This is a genomic window from Solibacillus sp. FSL K6-1781, from assembly GCF_038630735.1.
Taxonomy (GTDB): domain Bacteria; phylum Bacillota; class Bacilli; order Bacillales_A; family Planococcaceae; genus Solibacillus; species Solibacillus silvestris.
Genome location: NZ_CP152038.1, coordinates 2508749 through 2532466, shown reverse-complemented (window position 1 = coordinate 2532466; position 23718 = coordinate 2508749). Strand labels below are relative to the sequence as shown.

The 23718-nt window shown below is 38.8% G+C and carries 25 protein-coding genes; 18 read left to right on the top strand and 7 right to left on the bottom strand.

Annotation, left to right across the window (positions count from 1 at the left end; genetic code table 11):
- Window positions 1-112 precede the first annotated feature (112 nt).
- A complete protein-coding gene (locus MHH37_RS12660; protein WP_342573374.1) occupies window positions 113-853 on the top strand; it encodes a class I SAM-dependent methyltransferase in 741 nt (246 codons plus the stop codon).
- A gap of 57 nt (window positions 854-910) precedes the next feature.
- Here MHH37_RS12660 and MHH37_RS12655 read toward each other — a convergent pair whose 3' ends face one another.
- The 4 genes from MHH37_RS12655 to MHH37_RS12640 all read right to left on the bottom strand — a co-directional run bounded on the left by MHH37_RS12655 (window position 911) and on the right by MHH37_RS12640 (window position 4167).
- Window positions 911-1486 carry a PepSY domain-containing protein gene (locus MHH37_RS12655; protein ID WP_342573373.1) on the bottom strand — a complete coding sequence of 192 codons (576 nt, stop codon included), beginning with the start codon at window positions 1484-1486 and terminating at the stop codon, window positions 911-913.
- Between the two features lie 90 nt (window positions 1487-1576).
- Entirely contained in the window at window positions 1577-2122 is a 546-nt protein-coding gene (locus MHH37_RS12650; RefSeq protein ID WP_342573372.1) for a PepSY domain-containing protein, read from the bottom strand.
- Entirely contained in the window at window positions 2112-3473 is a 1362-nt protein-coding gene (locus tag MHH37_RS12645; RefSeq protein WP_342573370.1) for a HAMP domain-containing sensor histidine kinase, read from the bottom strand. The genes MHH37_RS12650 and MHH37_RS12645 overlap by 11 nt, the downstream gene beginning before the upstream one ends.
- Window positions 3463-4167 (bottom strand): response regulator transcription factor, encoded by a 705-nt coding sequence (locus MHH37_RS12640; RefSeq protein ID WP_342573369.1) that lies wholly within the window; start codon window positions 4165-4167, stop codon window positions 3463-3465. Before MHH37_RS12640 ends, MHH37_RS12645 begins: the two co-directional genes overlap by 11 nt.
- A 161-nt stretch (window positions 4168-4328) precedes the next feature.
- On the opposite strand from MHH37_RS12640, the gene MHH37_RS12635 reads away from it, so the two are divergent.
- Window positions 4329-5201, top strand: a complete 873-nt coding sequence (locus MHH37_RS12635) for a type II CAAX endopeptidase family protein (RefSeq protein ID WP_342573367.1) — start codon at window positions 4329-4331, stop codon at window positions 5199-5201.
- A gap of 78 nt (window positions 5202-5279) precedes the next feature.
- Here MHH37_RS12635 and MHH37_RS12630 read toward each other — a convergent pair whose 3' ends face one another.
- The 3 genes from MHH37_RS12630 to MHH37_RS12620 all read right to left on the bottom strand — a co-directional run bounded on the left by MHH37_RS12630 (window position 5280) and on the right by MHH37_RS12620 (window position 9896).
- Window positions 5280-7076 (bottom strand): ABC transporter ATP-binding protein, encoded by a 1797-nt coding sequence (locus MHH37_RS12630; RefSeq protein ID WP_342573366.1) that lies wholly within the window; start codon window positions 7074-7076, stop codon window positions 5280-5282.
- On the bottom strand, window positions 7073-8791 hold the full coding sequence (locus MHH37_RS12625; RefSeq protein ID WP_342573364.1) for an ABC transporter ATP-binding protein: 1719 nt from the start codon (window positions 8789-8791) through the stop codon (window positions 7073-7075). The genes MHH37_RS12630 and MHH37_RS12625 overlap by 4 nt, the downstream gene beginning before the upstream one ends.
- 166 nt (window positions 8792-8957) lie before the next feature.
- Window positions 8958-9896: a DUF1385 domain-containing protein gene (locus tag MHH37_RS12620; protein WP_008404279.1), complete on the bottom strand. Its 939-nt coding sequence runs from the start codon at window positions 9894-9896 to the stop codon at window positions 8958-8960.
- 179 nt (window positions 9897-10075) lie between these two features.
- Between MHH37_RS12620 and MHH37_RS12615 the strand changes: the two genes are divergently transcribed.
- The 16 genes from MHH37_RS12615 to MHH37_RS12540 all read left to right on the top strand — a co-directional run bounded on the left by MHH37_RS12615 (window position 10076) and on the right by MHH37_RS12540 (window position 23657).
- The gene (locus MHH37_RS12615; RefSeq protein WP_342573362.1) at window positions 10076-10483 is read left to right on the top strand and encodes a DNA helicase; all 408 of its coding nucleotides are present in this window, start codon (window positions 10076-10078) and stop codon (window positions 10481-10483) included.
- Window positions 10484-10738: 255 nt separating this feature from the next.
- Window positions 10739-11797 carry a Xaa-Pro peptidase family protein gene (locus MHH37_RS12610; RefSeq protein ID WP_008404275.1) on the top strand — a complete coding sequence of 353 codons (1059 nt, stop codon included), beginning with the start codon at window positions 10739-10741 and terminating at the stop codon, window positions 11795-11797.
- Between the two features lie 17 nt (window positions 11798-11814).
- Window positions 11815-12372, top strand: coding sequence for an elongation factor P (efp, locus tag MHH37_RS12605; RefSeq protein ID WP_014823464.1), 558 nt, complete (start codon window positions 11815-11817; stop codon window positions 12370-12372).
- A 156-nt stretch (window positions 12373-12528) separates the two neighbouring features.
- Window positions 12529-13533: a nitronate monooxygenase gene (locus MHH37_RS12600; RefSeq protein WP_342573359.1), complete on the top strand. Its 1005-nt coding sequence runs from the start codon at window positions 12529-12531 to the stop codon at window positions 13531-13533.
- A gap of 104 nt (window positions 13534-13637) precedes the next feature.
- Window positions 13638-13844 (top strand): hypothetical protein, encoded by a 207-nt coding sequence (locus MHH37_RS12595; protein WP_008404269.1) that lies wholly within the window; start codon window positions 13638-13640, stop codon window positions 13842-13844.
- 4 nt (window positions 13845-13848) lie between these two features.
- A complete protein-coding gene (locus MHH37_RS12590) occupies window positions 13849-14226 on the top strand; it encodes a hypothetical protein (protein WP_008404267.1) in 378 nt (125 codons plus the stop codon).
- Window positions 14226-15137 carry a stage III sporulation protein AE gene (locus tag MHH37_RS12585; RefSeq protein WP_342573355.1) on the top strand — a complete coding sequence of 304 codons (912 nt, stop codon included), beginning with the start codon at window positions 14226-14228 and terminating at the stop codon, window positions 15135-15137. Before MHH37_RS12590 ends, MHH37_RS12585 begins: the two co-directional genes overlap by 1 nt.
- A complete protein-coding gene (locus tag MHH37_RS12580) occupies window positions 15134-15268 on the top strand; it encodes a hypothetical protein (RefSeq protein WP_269454576.1) in 135 nt (44 codons plus the stop codon). Before MHH37_RS12585 ends, MHH37_RS12580 begins: the two co-directional genes overlap by 4 nt.
- Window positions 15269-15334: 66 nt before the next feature.
- Window positions 15335-15712 carry a stage III sporulation protein AG gene (locus tag MHH37_RS12575; protein WP_008404262.1) on the top strand — a complete coding sequence of 126 codons (378 nt, stop codon included), beginning with the start codon at window positions 15335-15337 and terminating at the stop codon, window positions 15710-15712.
- Window positions 15709-16242 (top strand): SpoIIIAH-like family protein, encoded by a 534-nt coding sequence (locus tag MHH37_RS12570; protein WP_008404261.1) that lies wholly within the window; start codon window positions 15709-15711, stop codon window positions 16240-16242. The genes MHH37_RS12575 and MHH37_RS12570 overlap by 4 nt, the downstream gene beginning before the upstream one ends.
- Before the next feature lie 192 nt (window positions 16243-16434).
- Window positions 16435-16935, top strand: coding sequence for an acetyl-CoA carboxylase biotin carboxyl carrier protein (gene accB, locus MHH37_RS12565; protein WP_342573351.1), 501 nt, complete (start codon window positions 16435-16437; stop codon window positions 16933-16935).
- A gap of 15 nt (window positions 16936-16950) precedes the next feature.
- Window positions 16951-18315 (top strand): acetyl-CoA carboxylase biotin carboxylase subunit, encoded by a 1365-nt coding sequence (gene accC / locus MHH37_RS12560; protein WP_014823468.1) that lies wholly within the window; start codon window positions 16951-16953, stop codon window positions 18313-18315.
- Window positions 18316-18569: 254 nt separating this feature from the next.
- Window positions 18570-20096, top strand: a complete 1527-nt coding sequence (locus MHH37_RS12555) for an SH3 domain-containing protein (protein WP_342573350.1) — start codon at window positions 18570-18572, stop codon at window positions 20094-20096.
- 254 nt (window positions 20097-20350) lie between these two features.
- On the top strand, window positions 20351-21652 hold the full coding sequence (locus MHH37_RS12550) for an NCS2 family permease (protein WP_065215700.1): 1302 nt from the start codon (window positions 20351-20353) through the stop codon (window positions 21650-21652).
- A gap of 236 nt (window positions 21653-21888) precedes the next feature.
- Window positions 21889-22656 (top strand): polysaccharide deacetylase family protein, encoded by a 768-nt coding sequence (locus MHH37_RS12545; protein WP_342573349.1) that lies wholly within the window; start codon window positions 21889-21891, stop codon window positions 22654-22656.
- Window positions 22656-23657, top strand: a complete 1002-nt coding sequence (locus MHH37_RS12540) for a M23 family metallopeptidase (RefSeq protein WP_342573347.1) — start codon at window positions 22656-22658, stop codon at window positions 23655-23657. Before MHH37_RS12545 ends, MHH37_RS12540 begins: the two co-directional genes overlap by 1 nt.
- The last annotated feature ends 61 nt before the right edge of the window (window positions 23658-23718 follow it).

Sequence of the window (23718 nt, the reverse complement as noted above, 5' to 3'; positions counted from 1 at the left end):
TCTATCTACATCTTACTAAAATTTGAAATATAAGTCTATTTAAAATTTTCCTGCTATGTGATAATGAGGTTGCGCAAAATAGTCATAACGTTATGGTGAAACGAGGAAAAGAATGAAGCAAAATATTTATGATAATGACTTGTTTTTCAAAGGATATGAAGAAATTCGAAATCGGAAATTTAATTATAACAATTTGCTGGAGCGGCCCAATTTTATAGCACTAATGCCGGATATAAAAGGGAAAGTCTTATTGGATTTAGGCTGTGGAAAAGGGGAGTTTGCAAATGACTGTGTTGTAAACGGGGCACAGTATGTTGATGCAATCGATATTTCAGGTAACATGATTGCCGCAGCAAAAAAGCGCTATAAAAGTAATCGTCTTCACTTTCAACAAATCTCAATTGAAGATATAATCTTGCAGGAATCGAATTATCATCTTATAACAAGCGCATTGGCACTTCATTATGTAGCGGATTTTGAAGGGGTCATTGAAAAGGTAACCAGAGCATTGTGTCCAGAAGGAATTTTCCTTTTCTCCACCGAGCACCCGATTTCAACAGCTAATAAAGGTGTGGAACAATGGATTACAGATAAGAAAGAAACACCCTCGCATTTTGCAGTTTCACGTTACCAAGATGAGGGGAAACGAACACAGAACTGGCTTGTTGACAATGTCGTAATGTACCATCGTAGAATCGAAACAATTATAAACACACTGATCAACAACGGGTTACAAATAGAAAAGTTAGTGGAGCCAATGCCAACAGACGAAGCAATCGAATTACTTCCAAGCTTACAAAAAGAACAGCATCGTCCTTCCTTTATAATCTTAAAGGCGAGAAAGGCAAAATGAAAAATAAAGCGCAGAAATCAATCTGCGCTCCTTTTTTAATATTAGTGCTTATATTGATTAGTTATCAAAACGGTCATCGTCTAAATCTTCTTCGTACTTAATAATGTCGCCTGTTTTTGCATCGATTTCAAAATCGTACTCCATTTTACCGTTACGGATTTCAATCTCATAGATCAGACGGTTGTCATCTTCATCCAATTCCAGGTCCGTTACGGTACCTTTTGCTTTCGCTTGAGCAATTTCAATTGCCTGCTTTTCCGTGATAACAGCAGAAGTGTTCGATGAATCCGTTCCTTTTACTGTATCATCGGTTTTTTCGGTATTTTCCGCTGTAACTGTACGAATATTTTCACGTTCTGTTACAACCGCTTTACCTGTACCTGCATTCACTTCAACCTCAATTTTTTCATTGTCTTTTATGATGTCAATTTCATAATGTGGTGTACGATCATCTCGATCATATTCAAAACCAATAATTTCACCGTTTAATTGTTTTAACGCAATTTTCTTTGCTTCACCAGAAGAAATACTTGGGTTGTTTTCTGCTTGCGCAAATAAATCGGACTGTGCGAATACAGCACCTCCACCAATTGCTACTAGTAATGCCGGGATTGCTAAAAATTTTTTATTCATATTTACTCGCTCCTTTTCTTGTTTGTAATGTCAGTATAACGAGCGAATATGAAAACGGTCTGAGAGAATTATTAGAAATTGATGAGAAAACTAATCATCGTATTGAATTACGATAATTTCGCCGGTAATGGCATGGACTTGAACGATGACATCATCTTCCTGTTCAATCTCCACAAAATAGACGCCGCCTTCAGCGTTACCTTCAAATTCCACTGAATCAACTTCACCAGGCACTTCCTTTAATGCAATATCGACCACCTGTTGTTCAGACAGTAATGGCTTTGTTGCTTTTTCAACTGGCTTACTTGTGGATGTTTGATTTTCTTTTGATACTTCCGAATTATTTTGCTCATCTTGCTTTTTTTCATTTTTATGAATGAGCTTCAAATCGGAAAATTGCCCAGTAACGGTATTTACATTCACTTCAAAAATCGAACCATCTTTATTGAACGAAGCGATAAAATGATCTTTTTCTTTCACCAATGTTTGGACTTCCGCATTATAAATATCTTTAATCTTCACTTCCAGTTCATTCGTGTTCAGCTCATGCGGTGTTGATAATTGCTTGACTGTTAGTGTAATGAAAAATCCAATGAGAATGACGGCGATGCATAGGGTAATCCATTTAGCTTTCATGTTGTGCACCTCCTGAAAGTGGAACAATGAGTAAAATCGTAGTTCCTTTTCCTAGTTCACTGTCAATGGAAACTTCGGCATTCAGACGATCGGCGAGTTCCTTTGCAATCGAGAGGCCAATGCCGGTGCCACCAGTTTTCCGGTTACGGTCTTTATCAACCCGGTAAAAACGATGGAACAAATTCGGAAGGTCCTCTTGAGGTATACCAACACCAAAATCCTGTATAGAGATATGCAGATCATTTTTCACAGAAGCGTGAATTTTAATGACATCGTCACTGTATTTTCGTGCATTATCAATAAATATAAAAAGCAGCTGTTTTAATTTTGCTTCATCCGTTGTAATGTCAACATCAGGAATATTAACGTGAATCTCACGATGATAGGCAGTTTTTATACTTTGAACAATCTGATCGATAAAAGGCTGTAATGCAAATGTCGTCATATTGATTTTCGTCATTTCATTTGTTTTTGCCAATGCGAGCATTTGTTCAATCATGGCCTTCATATTGGTAGTTTCCTTTAAAATCGCTTCCAACGCTTCTTCCGTAATTTTTGCGTCCTGTGTGCCACGGCGTTTTAACAGTTTTGTATAACTTTCAATGACCGTTAACGGTGTTTTCAGTTCATGTGAAGCATTGCCGACAAATTGCTGCTGTTTGTCATGGGCATCTTCCAACTGTGCCATTAAATGATTGTACGTCGTTGCCATTTGTGCTATTTCATCGTTCGATTGCTTGCGGGTGGGAATCTGTTCATAGCTGGACTGCTGAATATTTTTTTCCATCGTCGACGTTAGCTGCAAAACGGGTTTTACGATCAGTTGAACAAATAGCTGGCTCGCCAAATAAATCGGAATGAGTGCAACAAGTGTCATCAAAACTAATATAATTAACAGTCGATTCATATTATCGGTAATGGTCGGCAATGGCTGGATCAGCTTTGCCTCGGCAATTTCATCATTCGGCAAAATGATTGGAGTAGCAAGTGCGATATGAGGGACATCATGTATTGTTTTTTCCGTATAATGCTGTGCCGGATCAAGTTTAAAATCAATTTGCTCTGAGGTTTTTTGAAGACGGATTAATGGTTTACCCGTATTATCATCAATCTCACGAACGATGATCGCTCCATCAGTCGGGAGATATGCCCCGAAAATCGAATCAATTCCATCCATCGATTCAAGTGAGCTTATTGCTGTTGTCAGCTCATTTGCCCGTGCCTGTAATTGCTCTGCCTCTGTGGAAAAGGCAAACTCTTTATACAAATAATAAATGCCTGTAAAACTGCCGATTAAAATAACCGAAGTCAATAACATGGAAAACAGATTTACTTTAGTATTAAGTTTCATTAGACGCTTCCTTTAACACATAGCCGACACCGCGAACTGTATGTAGTAGTGGCGGTAAATTCAGATTTACCTCTAGTTTTTGACGCAAATAACGGACATATACATCGACAACATTTGTATCACCATAATAGTCATATCCCCAAACCGCATTCAGCAGCTGTTCACGTGACTGTACAAGTTTAGCGTGCTTCATAAAATGCAGCAGCAAGTCAAACTCACGAGGAGTCAAATCAATTTGTAGCGTGTTTCTTGTGACTTCTCGGGTTTGCTCATTTAATGATAAGTCCTGAAATGTGTGGACAGACGATGATGTTGGTTCTGGAGCAGATTTGTGCGAAAATCGCAATGCAACACGAATTCGTGCAAGCAGTTCATCGAATTCAAACGGTTTTGTTATATAGTCATTTGCCCCGTAATCAAGCCCTGTCACTTTATCTTCAATATTGCTTTTAGCAGTCAGTAAAAGAACGGGAACGGTTTCATTATGTTTGCGAATTCGTTTCAGCACTTCCAGGCCGTTCAGCTCCGGAAGCATCACATCAAGCAACACTAAATCATATTCGTTTTCATGAAATTTCAGCAAACCATCCGTGCCGGTATTGGCAATTGTTGTTTCATAGCCTTCAAACCCTAACTCCAGCTGTAATACACGCGCGATCTGCTGTTCATCTTCCACAATCAAAATTTTAGACATGCAAAACACCCACTTCTATCTGTTTTGTATCCATCGTATTGTAAAAGAGGCGGTATTGGCAATGGAGAAACGTTATTCGGTGAAAAATGATCAGAAAGGGGTAGCGATGCTTGGGATAAAACTTCCATTTCATGTTACTCTATTTACAGGGGTGTAAAATAATGGATTATAGTGAATTGAAAAATTTTAAGCTGCGTTATTTTATACTGTTTGCGATTGGTATATTCATAGCGAGCTTTATCTTGTTATTTTTAATCGATATCCCAGCAAGTGAGGAATGGGTTACATTTTTTGTTTCGGTCAGCTGTTTCATGTACTTGCTGCATCAAACAAAAAAATGGAATTTCTCGTTTAATGAACAGCCAATTCATACTACGATGACAAAAGGGCGCTGGGCAAAATATTTATCGATTACCGCTAGCTTCCAATTGATTACCGTTGTATTTACAACAATCCTATTCACGATTGTGTATCTTATTTTTGAAGAGCATATACGGGAACTGTTTTCATTCTTTCCGATGCTGAATTTGGATGAAGTACGGCCATCACTTCTCGTGTACGTATTATTCTTTATTAATATTTGCATTCTTGCGCCAATATATGAGGAGATGTTATTTAGAGGGATCTTGCTTCGCCGTTTCACCTTGAGATGGAGTACCCAAAAGAGTATTATTATTTCCTCCCTTATATTTGGTGTTATCCACCTTAACCCAATCAATGTCGTATTTGCCTTTGCATTAGGGTGCGTGCTTGGCTACGCGTATTTAAAAACGAAAAATATCGTGATACCAATGCTATTACATAGCTTTAATAACTTCTTGGCATATCTCCAGTTTGTTTATACAAATCAAACGACAAAACTTGATTTACCGACAACAGAAGCAGCCCAGCAGGAATTGCTGATAAACGTGGCGTTCTTTTTCATTTTGGCGGCCTTTATTATTTTCTTACTCGTCAAATACTATAAAAACTTTCGTCAGTTAAAAAATCCGGCACCGATAATGGAGGAGCAAACCGATAACGAAATGATTTAGCAGTTTTAGGCCATAATAAAAATCGCCCTTTTTGCTGTATAAGGCAAAAAGGGCGATTTTTTCTCGGTAAATTTGAAATTATACGTTCAGCATTTTTCCGAACACACCTTGAGTTTCGATTAATTCTTGGCGATTTCCTTGTTCGATGATTTTCCCTTGATTTAAGACGATAACATAGTCGACTTTGCGAATTGTATTCAGGCGGTGGGCGATGATAAAACTCGTACGGTCTTCCATCAGTTTTTCAAGTGCTTCCTGAATATGGAGCTCTGTCACGGTATCAATACTACTTGTCGCTTCATCCAATAATAAAATTTTCGGATCGGCTACAAAGGCACGGGCGATCGATAACAGCTGTTTTTGTCCTTGAGAAATCTGGCTGCCGTCTGCACTTAAAATCGTGTCGTATTTTTCCGGCAGCTTATCGATAAATGTATGGGCATTCGCTTTTTTAGCAGCTTCATATATTTCTTCATCTGTTGCATCGAGCTTCCCGTAGCGGATATTATCTTTGATCGACATTTCAAATAGGAACGGATCCTGCAAGACAAATGCCATTTGACTGCGCAAACTCGCTTTTGAAATCTCTTCTATTTCCATATCATCAAATACAATCTTCCCGTCCGTTTTCTCATAAAGTCCGGTCAATAGCTGCATAATCGTTGTTTTCCCAGCACCGGTTTGACCGATTAATGCAACTGACTGCCCGGATTTCACTTCAAAGGACACATTTGACAGAGTAGGGGATGAAGCTTGTGCATCATATTGGAAAGAAACGTTTTGAAAACGCACATTCCCGAGAAGTTCCACATTTTCCCCGTCAATTTCATCTTCTTTTTCATCCATGATCAAGAAAACACGTTCCGCCCCTGCCAAGGCGGAAAGGACGGTGTTGAACTGGTTGGCCAAATCATTTAAAGGACGCGTAAACTGTCTTGCATACTCCGTGAAAATAATAATAGTCCCGATTGAAATATGGCCGTAATAGGCAAATAAACCACCGGCCAACGCAACAATCGCAAAGCTTAAACTGTTCAGCGTGTTCATGACTTTTGGGATAAACCCGGAATACGTTAATGCCCAGAATCCGACCGTGCGAATGCGTGTATTTTTCTCGTCAAATTGACGCAGCATTTCCGTTTCCTGTGAAAAGGCTTTAACGACATGCTGACCGGTAATGGATTCCTCAATTAATCCGTTCATTTCCCCAATCGCTGCCTGCTGCTGTTTAAATAGCAGGCTTGTGCGTTTTGTTATCCAGCGCATCCCGTAAAACATAAGCGGTACGATAAGCATTGTGATAAGTGTCAATAATGGACTAAGCCAAAGCATAACGGCAACCGTACCTGTTAATGTCAAAATACTTGATACAACTTGGATAAATGCGCTATTTAACGTTGAGCTGATTGTTTCGATATCATTTGTCGCGCGGCTCATTAATTCCCCATGCTTTCGTTTATCGAAAAAGCGGAGAGGGAGCTTGAAAAAGTGTCCGTAAAGCTGTGTACGAATTCGGAATACAGTTTGTTGGGCGATGCTGACCATCCAATAGTTTTGGAAATAGCTCGCTAAACTGTAAAGTAAATAAATGACCGCCAGCCCGTATAGCCAGTATGAAAGCTGGCTTAGCGAACTGCCATCAATAAACTGGTCGATGAGCCGTCCAATGATGAACGGTCCGACTAAAGCAAAAGCTGAGCTTAATACGACAAGCAGTAAAACGATAAACAGGAGCATTTTCTGTTCGGCTACAAAATCGAAAATACGTTTCAATGTATACGTCCAGTTTTGCGCGCGTTCACCTTTTTTCTTCTTACCGCTTGTGTTTTTAATTTGTTCTTTTGTGATGATGGGTTCATAGTTGAAAAACTTCATTCGGCAAGCACCTCCTGCTGTGAAGCAACAATTTTCGCATACAATTCGTTCGTTGCCATTAATTGTTCATGTGTGTCAAATCCGTGCAGTTGGCCTTCGTCAATGAGCAGTATGCGGTCAGCCGTTTGTGCAGTCTGTATTTTTTGAGTTACAACGAGCATGGTGATGGCCTCCTGATCAAGCGCCTCCCATAGTTTCTGCTCTGTCGCAACATCCAGAGCTGAAGTACTGTCATCTAAAATAAGTAACGATGCCGGTTTTAACAGGGCACGGGCAATTGCAAGTCGCTGTTTCTGCCCACCGGATAAGTTGATACCGCGCTGTCCAATCATCGTCTCATACTGTTCGTCAAAGCTTTCGATGGAGTGATGGATTTGCGCTTTTTTTGTCGCGTCAATAATTTGCTCGATAGTTGCATCATTTTGGCCCCAGCGTAAATTGTCCACAATCGTACCCGAAAACAGGAGGGATTGCTGCGGGACATAGGAAATCGAACGACGCAACTGCTGCAATGGGATATCCTTTATATTTTGATCGTTAATATAAATGTCTCCACTGTTCGGTTCGTAAAAATGCTCGACCAATTGTAAAATAGTCGATTTTCCTGAACCGGTAGCCCCCATTATGGCAATTTTTTCGCCCCTGCCAATTGAAAATGACAGGTTTTGAAGCGTATACTGCTCCGTTGTTGGATAACGGAATGAGACATTGTCAAACTGAATCGAAAAGTCTTCAAGAAGAGGGGCTTCATTTTTCTGTACTTCCTCTATGCCTTCCTCGACATTTAAAATCTCTTCGATACGCTCAGCAGACGCTTTGGCGCGGGCATAGGCAATAATAATAAATGAAAATATAGAAAACGATGCCGTCATACGGAATGCATAGTTAATAATAGCGGCCAAATCACCGGCAAGAATCTCATTGTCCCGGATCGCATCTGCACCAACCCAAATAACAATGAGCAGACTAATATTCATAACAAACTGAAGCACAGGCAATGCAATTTCCATGACACGTGTCGCTTTGATCGTGTCAAATTTCAAGTTTTCTGCAACGCTTAAAAAGCGGCTTTCTTCATATTGACCACGCATATACGCTTTAATCAATCGGACAGCCTGCAGTCCTTCCTGAAGCTGACGATTCACAAAATCAAGTCTCTGTTGAACTTGTGCGAACAGCTTGATTCCAACTGATACCATCCATACGAGGAAGATGAGCAAAAACGGAAAACTGACACATAAAATGAGCGCAAGCTTCGCATTAATAACAAACGCCATTATAAGCGAACCAACCGTCATTAACGGTGCTTTCATTGCAATCCGCAGCATCATAAAGACGATGTTCATCGTTTGTGTAACATCGCTTGTCAGACGTGTAATAAGTCCGGAAGTTGGGAAAGTCAAGTAGGTCGCCATCGTCAGTGATTGTATTTTACTGTACAATGCTTTCCGTAGATCGAAACCGAAACTATGGGCGACATGCGCGGAGAAGAAGGAGTTGAGTACTCCGCTTATGAAAGAGAATAGGGCTAAAGCAAATAAACAGCCACCCCAAAATGCGACATTATGTAAATTTTCTTCAAGAAGACCTTCATTAATCATTCTCGCCATGAACAGCGGCTGGATCAGATCGCTCGCAAGTTCCAATAGCATGAGAAAAAAGGCGATTGCTGCTGGCCATTTATAGCGCCTCATAAATTGAAAAATCGTTTTCATTTGTTAACTCCTTATAATGAATTCACTGAATTTTAACTCTATTATGCCATTTCGTCTATTGGAACTCAATGAAAATATTTCGAGACTCTAAATATATGGTAGGCATCAAAAAAAGGGAGTTATCGTAAAAGTAAATTCCCTTTTACATAACTCCCCGAATCTTTAATTAATCATGTACTAATGTTTGTGCAATAGCCGGGTTTTTCTCGACTTCATGCAGTTTTTTGAAAGAGGCGATCGCTACTTCCACCATCTCGTCTTTCGGTTCTTTTGTTGTTAACAGTTGCAGCCATAATCCAGGATAGCCTAGGTAACGTAAAACCGGAATTTCACGAACGGCATTTGTCGCTTGTAATACTTCAAAAGAAATACCGATTACAACCGGGATTAGTAAAATACGGCTTACAAGACGAACCCAAAGTGGATCAACAGGTACGAAGAAATATGTAAACATACCTACAATTACGGTAAATAAAATAAAGCTTGAACCGCAGCGATAATGAAGTCGTGATTGTTTTTGAACATTTTCTACCGTTAAGTCAAGGCCTGCTTCATAGCAATTAATTACTTTATGTTCAGCTCCGTGATATTGGAATACCCGCTTAATCAACGGCGTCATCGAAATAATCTGCAAATAGCCAAGAAGCAAAATTAATTTAAAGCCGGTTTCAATAAAAATTTGAACGGTTTTTCCTGGGAACCAAGGTTTTAAAAATTCTGCCAGAAACATCGGCACTAATGTAAAGACAAACTTACCGAATAGAAACGAGAGTACACCAATAACGGCTACACCTAATATCATCATTAACTTCGATGGCTCTTCACCGCTGTTTTCCTCTTCTTCGCCTGGTGTAACATCATAGCGGTCGGAAGCAAATTGCAAATGGCGCGACCCAAAGCCTGCCGATTCGATTAGTGCGACAACCCCACGAACGAAAGGAATTTTTTTTAGCTTTTGAAAAATTGGCTTTTTCTCTTTTTTTACATGGAAATAATCGATGGAATCGTCATTTCGACGGATTGCCGTTACCATATGATCTTGACCAGTGAACATAACACCTTCTAAAAGCGCTTGCCCACCATATACTGGCGCATTATTACTCACTTGCTCGACACCACTCTCTTATAAAATTTCAATCTATTTTTAAGGCGGGAGAATGGAGTCTATCCATCTCTTGTCTTTGTTATACCCTCATATTGTACTAAATTTTGGAGAAAAGCACTATTCATTCGAATAGTTTTTTTACAATCGGTCATACTGAGTCAAAAAAAGGAGTTTTTGTCATGCATCTGTTTGTCACTTCATTATTTACATCATTTATTGTGACAGTATGCTTAAAAGGCTTGCACTTATTTAATTTTATTAAATGGCATCCGGTATCATTTCTAAAAAAATTGGAATGGTTCGAATGGACGGCATTCGAGCGATGGGTTATTTTATTTTTAATGATAGCGATTGTTGCTTTTTTATTATTGGTCGTAACGCAACTTCTCGTTATGGTGCCTCCTTTTTTACTTTCACTTATTTTGGGAATTGTCATGGCTTCATTACTCGAATGGAAAATCTTAAATCTACCTATTGAATTGTCATCAATCAAAAAATTCTCCATCCCATTTTTTATTGTAATTTTAATAGCGATGCGCTTGATTGTCGAAACGGCCAGGTACCGTACAAAGACATTATTTCGTTAGTCGAAAGTATTGATGTCTGAAAAGTCTGTGATAAAATAGGGACAGTATAAAAAGAAGCGTTCACAATGAAGCAGCTTGTATTAAAGGTCCCTTTTAACACCTTGTAAAGTGTAATTTAAAGGGTTTAAAGACATAGGAGTATTGCATCGAGTAACGCCAAAGTTTCTGTGATTGAAAGCAGGACAAATTTGTAGATTCGCCAATTAAATGGCCATCTGCAAGTTTTTACTACACTAAAAAGGGGAATGAGAACAGATGAAACTTACTAAACTACGTCAAGCACTAATCGAGAACAATGTCGAAGCAATACTCATTACAAATGAATACAACCGCCGTTATATGACAGGCTTCACTGGTACATCCGGTGTTGCAGTTGTTTCCCAGCAGGATGCCGTTTTTATTACAGATTTCCGCTATACAGAACAAGCTTCAGAGCAAGTAAAGGAATTCCGTGTCGTTCAGCATAGCGGTCCGATCCATGATGAAGTGGCAAAACAAGTGGCGGCAATGGGTGTAAAATCATTGGCATTTGAAAAAGATGCCATGCAATATGGTACATATGAAGTATATAATTCGGCAGTGAATGTTGATTTCGTGCCAGTTTCCGGTTTAATTGAAAAAATTCGCTTGATTAAGACTGAAGAAGAGATTAATATTATTAAGGTTGCATGTGAAATTGCAGACAATGCATTTACACATATTTTAAATTTCATCAAGCCTGGCATTACAGAGCTTGACGTATCGAATGAATTAGAATTTTTCATGCGTAAACAAGGTGCTACAAGTTCTTCTTTTGATATTATTGTTGCAAGCGGATTGCGTTCGGCATTGCCGCACGGTGTTGCGACAAACAAAATTATTGAAACGGGCGATTTTGTAACACTTGATTTTGGTGCTTACTATAATGGTTACATTTCGGACATTACACGTACAATCGCTGTAGGCCAACCTTCAGAGAAGTTGGTAGAAATGTACAATGCTGTGCTCGAGTCTCAGCTTCTTGCGCTTGAAAAAGTTGGTCCGGGCATGACAGGGATTGAAGCGGATGCTGTAGCACGCGATTATTTAAAATCAAAAGGCTTAGGTGAAGCATTTGGTCACTCAACAGGTCACGGTATCGGCCTTGAAGTGCATGAAGGACCTGGGTTATCATTCCGTTCAAATACGGTCCTGGAGCCTAATATGGTTGTAACAATTGAACCGGGCGTCTACATTCCTGGAATTGGTGGCGTTCGAATTGAGGACGATATTTTAATCACAAAAACGGGTAATGAAGTACTAACACATTCGACTAAAGAATTAATCATTTTATAATTTGGAGGAAATAATTCATGATCTCAGTAAACGATTTCCGTACAGGATTAACAATTATCGTTGACGGTAACTTATTCCGCGTACTAGAATTCCAACACGTAAAACCAGGTAAAGGTGCTGCATTCGTACGTTCTAAATTACGTAACCTACGTAACGGCAACGTAACAGAAAAAACTTTCCGTGCTGGTGAAAAAGTAGAAAAAGCAATGATCGAAAATCGCAAAATGCAATATTTATATGCACAAGGTGATGAGCACGTATTCATGGATTTAGAGTCATATGACCAAACAACATTAGCTGCTGCTCAAATCGAAGAAGAACTTTACTACTTATTAGAGAACATGGAAGTTCATATCCAAACATATCAAGGCGAAATGTTAGGTCTTGAATTACCAAACACAGTAACGTTAGAAGTTGCTGAAACTGAGCCGGGCATCAAAGGCGATACAGCTTCAGGCGGTTCAAAACCAGCAAAAATGGAAACTGGCTTAATGGTAAACGTGCCTTTCTTCGTTAACCAAGGTGATAAATTAATTATTAACACAACTGAAGGCACTTACGTTTCACGCGCTTAATCGTTTTGAAACAATAGTGATGAGGCAGGGATATTGTAGAAATACAATATCCCTGCTTTTTTATGTGCTATCGAATCTAATTATATGAAAAATATTTTAAATTATAGCCTGTCTAATGGAGCGTTGGGTATAATCGAAGAAAGGAGTGGATAGTAGATGATGGAAAAACTACCAATTGAAAATCCGATTGTACAGGCACCAATGGCAGGTGTTACAACCCCTGAATTTGTAGTGGCATGCTGTGAGACTGGTGTATTAGGTTCAATTGGCGCAGGGTATTTGAACGGTCAGGAAACAAAGCGATTTATACAGGAAGTGAAAGCATTAACTGAAAAACCTTTTAGCGTGAATTTGTTTGTTCCGGAACAGACGAAATCAGACCTTCATTTAGTTCAACGTGCACGTGAAGCATTACAGCCAATCTGTGATGAGTTGAACATTGCAATTCCGGAATTTATTCCAACATCTAATGTTTTTCAAGAACAAGTACAGGCGATTCTTGAAGAAGGTGTGACGGTCGTTTCCTTCACATTTGGTTTGCCCGATGACGAAACATTATCAGCATTTAAACAAAAAGACGTGTACTTGATTGGCACAGCAACTTCGGTGGAAGAAGCGGTCGCTGTTGAAAAAGCGGGGTTGAATGCAGTCGTTGTTCAGGGAATAGAAGCTGGGGGACACAGAGGATCATTTATTGAACCAATGGCACTCCATTCAACAGCGGACCTGTTGAAAGCTGCAAAAGAGAATATTTCGATCCCTGTCATTGCAGCAGGTGGGATTATGACAAAGTCTCAAGTTTTTGACATGCTTGAATTAGGGGCTTCGTATGTTCAGATAGGAACGGTGTTATTGACGGCAACTGAATGTGCGGCACCAAAACTACATAAAGAAGCGATTTTAAATTCCGGTCAACAAGCGACAACGTTAACGAAAGCATTTACCGGCAAATATGCGCGCGGTCTGAAAAACAGGTTTACCGAGGAGTTAAAAGAAGCGGTTACTGCTCCGTATCCGCTCCAGCATTATTTGACCCAACCGATCCGAAAAGAAAGTGCCCGTCAAAACAACCTTGAATATATGTCTCTTTGGATGGGGGAAAATAGCTATTTGGCTAAAGAAGCATCTGTTAAAGAGATTATCGAAACTCTCTTACAATAAAATTTTTTACACTGATGATAAAGGATAAAACTTTCTCATCGGTGTTTTTTTGTGCTTATTTGATTGGATAGTGCATATAGTTTCGTTAAGGAAGGAGGGCTTTATTGGAATTACAAGATGTGCTTCGTGTTGCAGGGATTGGGTTGATTATTGCACTTCTTCATTTATTCTTCGAGCATTTAGGAAAAAAAGAGTTTTCGTTTTTCTTGTTTTTCATTGCGTATTTATACATGACGATTGAATTAATTCGATTTTTGCGCTTGTTCTTTCAAGAGATTGTCGTATTTTTCCAATGGTTGACGGCCGTCTAGCTAAATGATTGCGCTATTTGCAAGTGTCATTTATTTAGTTCTGTTTTTATTTTTAAAACAGACGATGGACAAGCTGCATTCAATCATTGTCGTCATCGCTTTCTTTATTTTTTTCCAATTTGTTGTCCGCGAGCAACTCATTCCGCTTTGGCAGCGACTCGCAGTTATTTTCAATAATGTTCCATACAGTAAGGGACTGCTCTTCACGGCATTACTTTTTTTGCTGAATGAATTAATCTGTCAGCTATTAGATCAATTTGAATATGAAGCTTTTGCGACATTAGTTACGTTGTCGATTCGCATGACCGCAGTGTTATATTGGATCAATCTGCTACAACCGAAATTTCAGCTATTAATCCAATTATTAGAAAGGCTACAGTAATGCAGACAATTTATTCGATTTTTACAGAGCCCATTCAATCTTTAGTGTATTCTTTGCTGCTAGTAGCGATATATATTTTGATGTATTTACTGCTACTTGCTTTAGTCCCGAAAGAAACCGCGTTAATTGAACAGTTATTTATTATTTTGTTTATCGTAGTATTTGCACAAAATGTTGTCGATGCCTTTGTTGTGCTGTATGAGCTCATTGCCATACTGCAAAATTTCTTTATGGCTATTTTACCGATCATGTCATTTATGCTGTTGACAATTCAAACCGTATTTACGGCGATCGCATGGAATCCAATCATCATTCTTTTTGTCCAGGTTATTTTATTTATCAGCACAAACGTTACAATACCTGCTCTAATCCTCGCATTAATATTTGATGTCTGTACAAAAATATATCCGGCTATTTCTTTTTCAAAAGCTGCAGAACTTATTCGTTCTTCTATATTAAGCGTCATGATTGCGTCGGTTATTGCATTGACATCGATTTTGACGCTTTCCGGTGTCGCCTTTATTCAGCTAAATGACGCATTAAAATCACCTATAAAGAAATTAATTGAGCAAAATATTCCGTTAATCGGCAATTTGATTGTAGAAGGGCTGTCCTTTTTCCAAAAAACTCAGTCAACTGTTTCCACCTTTGTTGGACTGTCCTTTTTAACAATTATTTGGGGTGCGGCTTTTTATCCGGCGACGGTACTATTGCTACACGCACTGCTGTTTAAAATTATTGGTGCCATTATAGAACCGTTTACAAATATGCGTATAAGCGGTCTATTTGATGATGTTGGAAAGACGATGTTTGTTTTATGTGCGGTTGCCTTTTTACTTGGCTTCGCAATTATGTTTATCGTACTGTTATTTATTTTCTTTATGCAGATGTCCATGGGGGGAAAAACATGATTCAATTATTTCTTTTTATTTTACTGGGCAGCAGTCTTCTCATATTTGCTGATGAGCGGCAATGGCAAGTATATGTAAAGCTCGCATTGTATTTATTCGTGACAAGCACAATTCTTTCATTGTTTGCATAACCGGTTTGTTTCGTTCATACATTATGTTGAAATCTAGTAGAGAAGGGGGCGTATACGCTTAATAATGTGGAAAAGAAACAAGCGAATCGTCCTATCGTATTAATTGTCATTGCCGTAGTATTTATTATTTTTTTATTCATGTTTCTATCACAACCGGAGAAAGGAGAAAGCAATAACTCAAATGAGGAACAGCTTGCAAAATTATTAAGTGAAATTCAGTCAGTCGGACAAGTTCAGGTTTATTTTCACTATGATCAACAAAGTGAACAGCAATTTTTGTCTGTCACACAACAGCAAAAGCTATCCGGTGTCATCATTGTGGCACAAGGAGCGAATAATACCGACGTGAAAACCATGCTAAAGGAAACCGTTGGGCATGTTCTGCAAATTCCGTCGCATCGTATTCAAGTAGTGCCAATGCAAATTAAGGGGGAAAACAAGTGAAAGTGAAAAAGCGAACAGTATGGTTCTTAACAGTAGTAAGTTTAGCTGCGGTAATTTCTGTATTTTATATTTTCGAAGACAATACGCCGAATATTTTAACGATCTTCTCTGATGAAACGATTGATGAAACAGATATTTTAGGGGTTAATCAAAACCTGACACAACCAGTTAACTCAGAAAGCGACTTATTCCAGGAAGTACGTTTAGAGTTAGCGAACAAACGCAGCCAGCAAAAAGAACAATTGACGCAAAAGATTGCTGCTGATGAATTTACAGCAGAAGAAAAGAATGAGGCATTCAATGAAATGGATGAACTGATCAAATTGGAATCATCGGAAGCGATGCTGGAAATGCTTATTAAATCAATCGGCTATTCAGATGCCCTTGTCCGAATTGAAGGAGATAAAGTGGCTGTACGAGTTATGTCAGATGAAGTATCCGAGAAATTGGCAGATGAAATCTTATACGTTGTGCGTTCTGAATTTAAAGATTACGTAAATGTTAGCGTAGAATTCGAACCTTTTAATTAAAAGGACGTCATATTAATGTAAAGCAGAAAATGTGTTATATAGCAGATTGAAATATTTTTCTTTGTCTTAATATACGATTGTTCTGCTTTATGCCTATTTTTGAGCTATTTAAAATTATTTGTTTCAAAATAGTCCGAAAAATTATAAAATAGGGTTTGTATTGTTATTACTTTTTTTAAGGGAGAGTTAAGAATGTTCAAAGTTCAAGAAATCCGAGAAATTATTAAATTAGTAGATGCTTCATCAATCGACGAGTTTGTATATGAAGCGGACGGCGCAAAGGTTAAACTAAAGAAAAACAACGGTGTTACAGAAGTAGCAGCTCCTAAAAAAGTACAAGAAACAGCACCGGTTGCAGCAGTAGCGGCACCAGCTCCAGTACAAGTAGAAGCGGCACCAGCTCCAGCTCCTAAAGCAGAAGCACCAGCAGCACCAGTAGAAAACACGGCTGATTTACATAAAATCACGTCTCCTATGGTTGGAACATTCTATCAGGCTCCAAACCCGGAATCACCAGCATATGTAAAAGTAGGCGATAAAGTAGGCGAAGAGTCAATCGTTTGTATCGTAGAAGCGATGAAGTTATTCAACGAAATCGAAGCTGAAGTTAAAGGTGAAATCGTAGAAATCTTAGTTCAAGATGGCCAATTAGTAGAATATGGTCAACCATTATTTTTAGTAAAAGCTGAATAAGGAGCGTATATACAAATGAAAAAAGTATTAATCGCAAACCGAGGCGAAATTGCAGTACGTATTATTCGTGCATGTAAAGAGCTAGGTATTCAAACGGTCGCAGTATATTCTGAAGCAGATGCGGATGCATTGCATGTAAAGCTTGCGGATGAAGCATATTGTATCGGACCAAAGTTATCGAAAGATTCGTATTTAAGTTTCCCGGCAGTTTTAGGGGTAGCGCAAAAAACAGGTGCTGACGGGATCCACCCAGGATATGGTTTCTTGGCGGAAAACGCAGCATTTGCTGAAGCTTGTGAAAACGCGGGTATTAAATTTATCGGTCCTTCTTCGGATGCGATTAAAATCATGGGGATTAAAGACGTTGCACGTGACACGATGGAAGCGGCAAATGTTCCGTTAGTTCCTGGTACAGGCATTGTACCGAATATTGAAACAGGTAAAGAATGGGCTGCGAAAATCGGTTACCCGGTCATCATTAAAGCAACTGCTGGTGGTGGCGGTAAAGGGATCCGTGTTGCACGCACAGAAGAAGAGCTTGTAAAAGGAATTGAAATTACTCAAAAAGAGGCAGCAGCGGCATTCGGCAACCCTGGTGTTTATTTAGAGAAATTCATCGAATATTTCCGTCACTGCGAGATCCAAGTATTAGCGGACAGCCATGGCAATGTTGTACACCTTGGCGAACGTGACTGTACAGTTCAACGCCGCATGCAAAAGCTTGTAGAAGAAGCGCCGTCTCCGGCACTATCTGAAGAGCGCCGTGCAGAAATGGGTGAAGCTGCTGTAAAAGCAGCAAAAGCATGTAACTATGAAGGTGCTGGTACAATCGAGTTCATCTACGATTACCAGGAAGATCGTTTCTACTTCATGGAAATGAACACACGTATTCAAGTTGAACACCCTGTAACAGAGATGATTACAGGTGTTGACTTAGTACAACAACAATTAAAAATCGCTTCTGGTCAAGAACTGCCGTTCAAACAAGAAGACATCAAAATTAACGGCTGGGCAATTGAATGCCGTATTAACGCCGAAAATGCATACAAAAACTTCATGCCTTCAGCAGGTACTGTAGATACGTATGTAGTACCAGGCGGTTATGGTGTACGTATCGATTCTGCAGTTTATGCAGGCTATACGATCCCACCATACTACGATTCAATGGTCGCAAAACTGATCGTTCATGCAGACACTCGTGAAGAAGCAATCGCGAAAATGAACCGTGCGTTATCAGAATTTGAAGTAGCTGGACCTGGAATTAACACTACAATTCCATTCCACCAAGCTTTAATGAACAACGACGTCTTCAAATCAGCGAAATTCAACACGAAGTTCCTTGAAGAGAATGATATTTTAGGCGTGAATGTGAAATCTTAATTAGATTTTAATAAGTTTTAACCCTCTAATTTTAAATTAGAGGGTTTTTATTTTTTTTTGAAACTATTTAACAGTTTTACCGTCTGTAAGTGGAATAGCTATTAATAGAGTAAGAGAGGGGGCAAAAAATAATGCAGATGGCTGCTCAAGACAAAATAGCGGAAGGTACCCCTATCTAGAAAGTTTGGTATATGTTAACATATATGTGAATCTTTTAACTTTAGAAAATATAAAAGGAAGTGTAATAAGTACTTATGAAAAAGTTATTCAAACCATTGATTGGTGTAATTGCTGTTGGTGCGATCACTCTATCTATCAATAATGATAAAAATGTAATTGCAAATGATATTGCAAATACGTGTGAGTATGATGCAGCGTCGAAGGTAAACCCGGATTTTTCTACTACGAACTGCTTGTTAACTGAAACAGCACTGAGTTATGATGTCCCTCCTGAAATTGTGAAGGCAATAGCGGAAGGTGAAAGTGGAAATTGGCGTCATTTCGATAACAACGGGGAAGCAATTGTGACAGCAGATAATGGGATTGGCCTTATGCAAATTACAAATCAGGCCGGCTACAATGAAGAAAGATTAAAAAGCGACCTTCTTTATAATATTGAATCGGGTGTAAAAATTCTTGATAAAATGTTTGATCGATCGGATTTACCTAAAATTAATGATGGTGACAGAGATGTCCTGGAATCTTGGTACTTCGCGGTTATGGCTTATAACGGTACGAAGCCGGTAAATAGTCCAACTGTACAAGCAACTGGTGAAAGAAATGTAAAAGCATATCAAGAAAAGATTTTTGGGTTTGTTGAGAAATATGAATTAATCGACTTACAAGAGCTGCCTTTTACAAGCGAAGGTTTCCAATATGACTCTAACAGCAGAGACAATATTAAATTTTTAAAGATGGATTATAAGTTTGATTTACCATTAACAAAATCAAAGTACTCTTTTGAAAAAGGTGAAAAAGTAAGTGCAACAACAAATCCCGCATTTAGATCTAGACCTACAACGGGAGATGATTCTAAAAAAGGTACTTTAACTAAAGGCGAAGTGGTTACCATTACTGGTCCATTTGTTTACGATGAGGTAGCAACGAAGAAAAACCATTTTGTCTGGTATCCGGTGAAAAGAAGTGACGGATCAGAAGGGTATGTAGCGTCAAGTTATTTAGATTATGTAGAATCGACATCGACTCCTGTAACTCCTGTTGAGCCTAAACCGGACTACTCGACTTATATTAAACAGTATGCTGACTTCAGTACTACAGCTTGGTGGAAAGATGACATGATCTGGGCAATCGATAGAGGTTACATTCAAGGTGACAGTACAATATGGAATGCAAAAACTAAAAAATATGAAACGCATCTACTACCGAATAAAAAATTAACAGAAGCACACTTCCTGACAATCTTCTTCCGCTACGCTGAAAAAGATGAATTAGCAAATGTACAAAGCACATCATCTTGGAACAAAAGTAAAGTATACAACTTGGCGAAAAAGTATAATATGCCTGTAGTGGCAAGCGAAAAATCGAAAGCCTCAAGAGCTTTAGCGGAGCAAGGTATCAGACGTGGTAAACTGGCACAATTGATGGCCTCTTACTACTATGGGAAAACAGTAAGTGAAGACACAGCGATTCAATTTTTCATCAATAATGGACTTACTACCCAAACATCAATCAAAGCTTTTGAACCTGAAAATATTTTAACACGTGCTCACATATCCGCATTCATACAGAGATATGAAACATTCGTATTAAAGAAAAAATAATAGAAATAGGAAAACGGTTGCGTCCACTGCAACCGTTTTTCTCATTTTGCAGCTGTAAAATATCATAATTTGGGTAAAGTAAGAATGAAGAAATATCTCAAAGAGAGAGCTATATGAATAATAAAATAATTTTCTGAAAATAATCAATTTTCCCTATTTAAAAAAATGCTTATAATAGATTGCATTTTACTATAATAACGAATATTATATATAAGTTCTTAAAAATTGTTCGTGTTTTGAAAAGAGGAATGCAAATGTTTCAGTTAAAAGAAAATGGGACAACAGTTAAGCGTGAATTATTTGCGGGTTTAACAACATTTTTAACGATGGCTTATGTCATCATTGTTAACCCGATTATTTTATCAGGTGCTGGAGTTCCGGTTGATCAAGTATTTATGGCAACAATTATCGCAGCAGTTATCGGGACAGGCTGGATGGCGCTTTGTGCGAACTATCCGATCGCCGTTGCTCCGGGTATGGGATTAAATGCATATTTTACTTATACTGTTGTATTAGCTTCAAATGGAGAGATTACGTATACTACTGCCTTTTCAGCAGTATTTGTTGCAGGTATTTTATTTATTATTATTAGTTTAACGCCATTCCGTGAAAAGCTGATTACAGCAATCCCTGAAAACTTAAAGTTGGCGATAACTGCGGGTATTGGATTATTTATCGCTTTCATCGGGTTGCGTATGTCCGGTATCGTCGTAGCTGATGAATCTAATTTAGTTAAGTTTGGTGATATTGCGGAGCCAGCACCGTTATTAACATTTGTCGGGCTGTTCATTACAGTTGCACTAATGGCTCGTAAAGTGAACGGGGCAATTTTTATCGGTATGATTGTGACGGCAATTATTGCGATGTTCACAGGACAACTTACAATCGATAAAGTAGTGGCGCTTCCACATTTACCGGAAGGAATTATCATACTCAATCCAATAACTGCGATTTCAGAAGTGATTGAATACGGTCTATACGGTGTGATTTTTTCATTCATTTTAGTTACATTATTTGATACGACAGGGACGTTAATCGGTGTATCAAAGCAAGCAGGGTTATTGAAGGACGGAAAATTGCCGCGTGCACGTAAAGCGCTTATTTCCGATTCTCTTGCAACAACTGCAGGTGCGATGTTCGGGACAAGTCCATCAACTGCGTATTTGGAATCAGGTTCTGGTGTTGCAGTTGGTGGCCGTACAGGTTTAACAGCATTAACCGTTGCCGTACTGTTTATCATCGCTTCATTTTTCGGACCGCTTGTTGGCTCATTGTCCGGTGTGGCAGCCATTACTTCACCAGCATTAATTATCGTAGGTAGCTTAATGATCGGTGTTGTGAAAAACATGAAATGGGATGAAATTGAAGAGTCGTTCCCGGCGTTTTTAGTTATTTTATCAATGCCACTTACATCAAGTATTTCTACAGGGATCGCACTCGGTTTTATTAGCTACCCGTTAATTATGCTTGTAAAAGGGCGTGGACGCGAAGTACATCCGCTCGTTTATATTTTCGCTGTTCTGTTCATATTACAGTTAATTTATCTACCACATTAAAAAATTGCTGCTTCTTATTGGAGCAGCAATTTTTGTAACAAGGGCTTCCTGTTCTATACATAAAAAGGATTGCTGTAACAGGATTAACGCAGGAAAAGAGCTAGAGATCACATTGAATCTCTAGCTCTTTTTAATTTTAAAAAAATAAATGGGTTATTTTCACTTTAAATTGAATACATCTTTTTAGCGTTTTTCTAAATACTAATGCTGATGAAATTAATTAAGGAAGTGATCATATGAATAGAAAAAAATGGAAAAGAATTGCTTTTATTTTATTTTTAGTCCTTTTATTTTTATTTGCAGCTATGTATGTTTTCAACAGTCTAGGTGAAGCAAAAGGAAGGGACTATTATGAAAAAACAGGTGAAATTATATGGGATATTAAAACGAACGAAAAGGTGGTGGCCCTGACATTTGATGACGGGCCGCATCCGAAATATACCGAGCAAATACTTGATTTACTTGAACAATATGAGGCGAAGGGAACGTTTTTTATCGTGGGGCAACTGGCTGAAAAAAGCCCCGAACTCGTTTTGCGGATGAATGAAAGTGGACATGAAATTGCCAATCATACGTACACACATCCTTATACAAAATCAGTTTCTCCCATTATGGAAGAGGTTAATCAGACATCCGATACAATATTCAGCATTACTGGGATGAAACCGAATTTATTCCGACCAGTCGAAGGGTATTATACAGATGAACTCGTAAAAGAATCCGTCAAAAACGGCTATAAAATTGTAATGTGGTCATGGCATCAGGATACAGAAGACTGGAAAAATCCAGGTGTAAATAAAATAGTGAATACGGTATTAAACGGACTCGGAAATGGAAATGTGGTGTTGTTCCATGATGGAGGAGGCAATCGGGAGCAGACAGTTCAAGCGTTGGAGAAAATATTGCCGGAGCTAAAAAATCAAGGCTACCGATTTATTACAATTTCACAAATGATCCGATTACAAAATGATTCGAACCAACATATCGTAGAGGAGGGGAAATGATGAAATACCCTATTGCATTGATGATGACGGCCATTGTCATTTTAGGATTTATGCCGGTTGCTGATGCTTCTGCAGAGGAGGACACCACCTCGACAAAAGAACTACTATTGGAAAAAAGAATGGACTACTATATACAGCATGAAAACATTTTATTGCCCTGGTATTATTTGGCGGCTGTCGATCAATATGAACGAAATATTCAGGAAGTACGAAAGGATATTCCAAAGCGAGAAAGTATCATTGCCATTCAATTTTCGGATGAATTCTGGTCCGGTATTTTAAATCCGGCCGAAAATGATGCTTCCCCCGTTTCAATTGCTTATTTTAATGGAAGCGGTATGGATGGGAACGGGGATGGGATTGCGGATCGTTCCGATGATAGCGATATATTATTTACATTGGCTAAGTATTTAAGACAGTACGGATATGGTGAGGATAATTTTAAATTGGCATTATGGGATTATTATAAAAATGAACTATCGGTGAATCAAATACTTGTCATCGCAAAATTATACGAGAAATTTGGAACGATCGATTTGGATGGGCATACATTCCCGCTATCAATTCGAGCTGACTACAGCTACAGAGGGACATGGGGAGCAAATCGCGGCTGGGGTGGCCGAAGAATACATGAAGGAACGGACATTTTTGCTCCGTACAACACGCCGGTCTATTCAACGTCATACGGGGTAATCGAAGTGATGGGCTGGAATCAATTTGGCGGCTGGCGTGTCGGTATTCGTGACAACCATAACTCATATCATTATTATGCACACCTTGCTTATTTTCAAAAAGGACTCAAAGAAGGCGATATTGTCGAGGCAGGACAAGTTATCGGCTATGTTGGAAGTACAGGGTACGGAAAAGAAGGAACAGCCGGGAAGTTCCCGCCGCATCTACATTATGGGATCTATAAATTTAATGGCCGGACAGAATGGGCATTTGATCCATATCCAGCGCTGACAAGATGGGAAAAAGAAGCGAGGCAAAGAAAACAATAATGATTAATGATTTTTACCATTTTAGCTGTCTATAAAAGTGACGGTATTCCATTCAATACGC

What these genes read in the sequence shown, in the direction of transcription:
- MHH37_RS12660 (WP_342573374.1), top strand. Translation starts at nt 113, where the DNA reads ATGAAGCAAAATATTTATGATAATGACTTGTTTTTCAAAGGATATGAA.
- MHH37_RS12655 (WP_342573373.1), bottom strand. Translation starts at nt 1,486, where the DNA reads ATGAATAAAAAATTTTTAGCAATCCCGGCATTACTAGTAGCAATTGGT.
- MHH37_RS12650 (WP_342573372.1), bottom strand. Translation starts at nt 2,122, where the DNA reads ATGAAAGCTAAATGGATTACCCTATGCATCGCCGTCATTCTCATTGGA.
- MHH37_RS12645 (WP_342573370.1), bottom strand. Translation starts at nt 3,473, where the DNA reads ATGAAACTTAATACTAAAGTAAATCTGTTTTCCATGTTATTGACTTCG.
- MHH37_RS12640 (WP_342573369.1), bottom strand. Translation starts at nt 4,167, where the DNA reads ATGTCTAAAATTTTGATTGTGGAAGATGAACAGCAGATCGCGCGTGTA.
- MHH37_RS12635 (WP_342573367.1), top strand. Translation starts at nt 4,329, where the DNA reads ATGGATTATAGTGAATTGAAAAATTTTAAGCTGCGTTATTTTATACTG.
- MHH37_RS12630 (WP_342573366.1), bottom strand. Translation starts at nt 7,076, where the DNA reads ATGAAGTTTTTCAACTATGAACCCATCATCACAAAAGAACAAATTAAA.
- MHH37_RS12625 (WP_342573364.1), bottom strand. Translation starts at nt 8,791, where the DNA reads ATGAAAACGATTTTTCAATTTATGAGGCGCTATAAATGGCCAGCAGCA.
- MHH37_RS12615 (WP_342573362.1), top strand. Translation starts at nt 10,076, where the DNA reads ATGCATCTGTTTGTCACTTCATTATTTACATCATTTATTGTGACAGTA.
- MHH37_RS12610 (WP_008404275.1), top strand. Translation starts at nt 10,739, where the DNA reads ATGAAACTTACTAAACTACGTCAAGCACTAATCGAGAACAATGTCGAA.
- efp (WP_014823464.1), top strand. Translation starts at nt 11,815, where the DNA reads ATGATCTCAGTAAACGATTTCCGTACAGGATTAACAATTATCGTTGAC.
- MHH37_RS12600 (WP_342573359.1), top strand. Translation starts at nt 12,529, where the DNA reads ATGATGGAAAAACTACCAATTGAAAATCCGATTGTACAGGCACCAATG.
- MHH37_RS12590 (WP_008404267.1), top strand. Translation starts at nt 13,849, where the DNA reads ATGATTGCGCTATTTGCAAGTGTCATTTATTTAGTTCTGTTTTTATTT.
- MHH37_RS12585 (WP_342573355.1), top strand. Translation starts at nt 14,226, where the DNA reads ATGCAGACAATTTATTCGATTTTTACAGAGCCCATTCAATCTTTAGTG.
- MHH37_RS12580 (WP_269454576.1), top strand. Translation starts at nt 15,134, where the DNA reads ATGATTCAATTATTTCTTTTTATTTTACTGGGCAGCAGTCTTCTCATA.
- accB (WP_342573351.1), top strand. Translation starts at nt 16,435, where the DNA reads ATGTTCAAAGTTCAAGAAATCCGAGAAATTATTAAATTAGTAGATGCT.
- accC (WP_014823468.1), top strand. Translation starts at nt 16,951, where the DNA reads ATGAAAAAAGTATTAATCGCAAACCGAGGCGAAATTGCAGTACGTATT.
- MHH37_RS12555 (WP_342573350.1), top strand. Translation starts at nt 18,570, where the DNA reads ATGAAAAAGTTATTCAAACCATTGATTGGTGTAATTGCTGTTGGTGCG.
- MHH37_RS12550 (WP_065215700.1), top strand. Translation starts at nt 20,351, where the DNA reads ATGTTTCAGTTAAAAGAAAATGGGACAACAGTTAAGCGTGAATTATTT.
- MHH37_RS12545 (WP_342573349.1), top strand. Translation starts at nt 21,889, where the DNA reads ATGAATAGAAAAAAATGGAAAAGAATTGCTTTTATTTTATTTTTAGTC.
- MHH37_RS12540 (WP_342573347.1), top strand. Translation starts at nt 22,656, where the DNA reads ATGAAATACCCTATTGCATTGATGATGACGGCCATTGTCATTTTAGGA.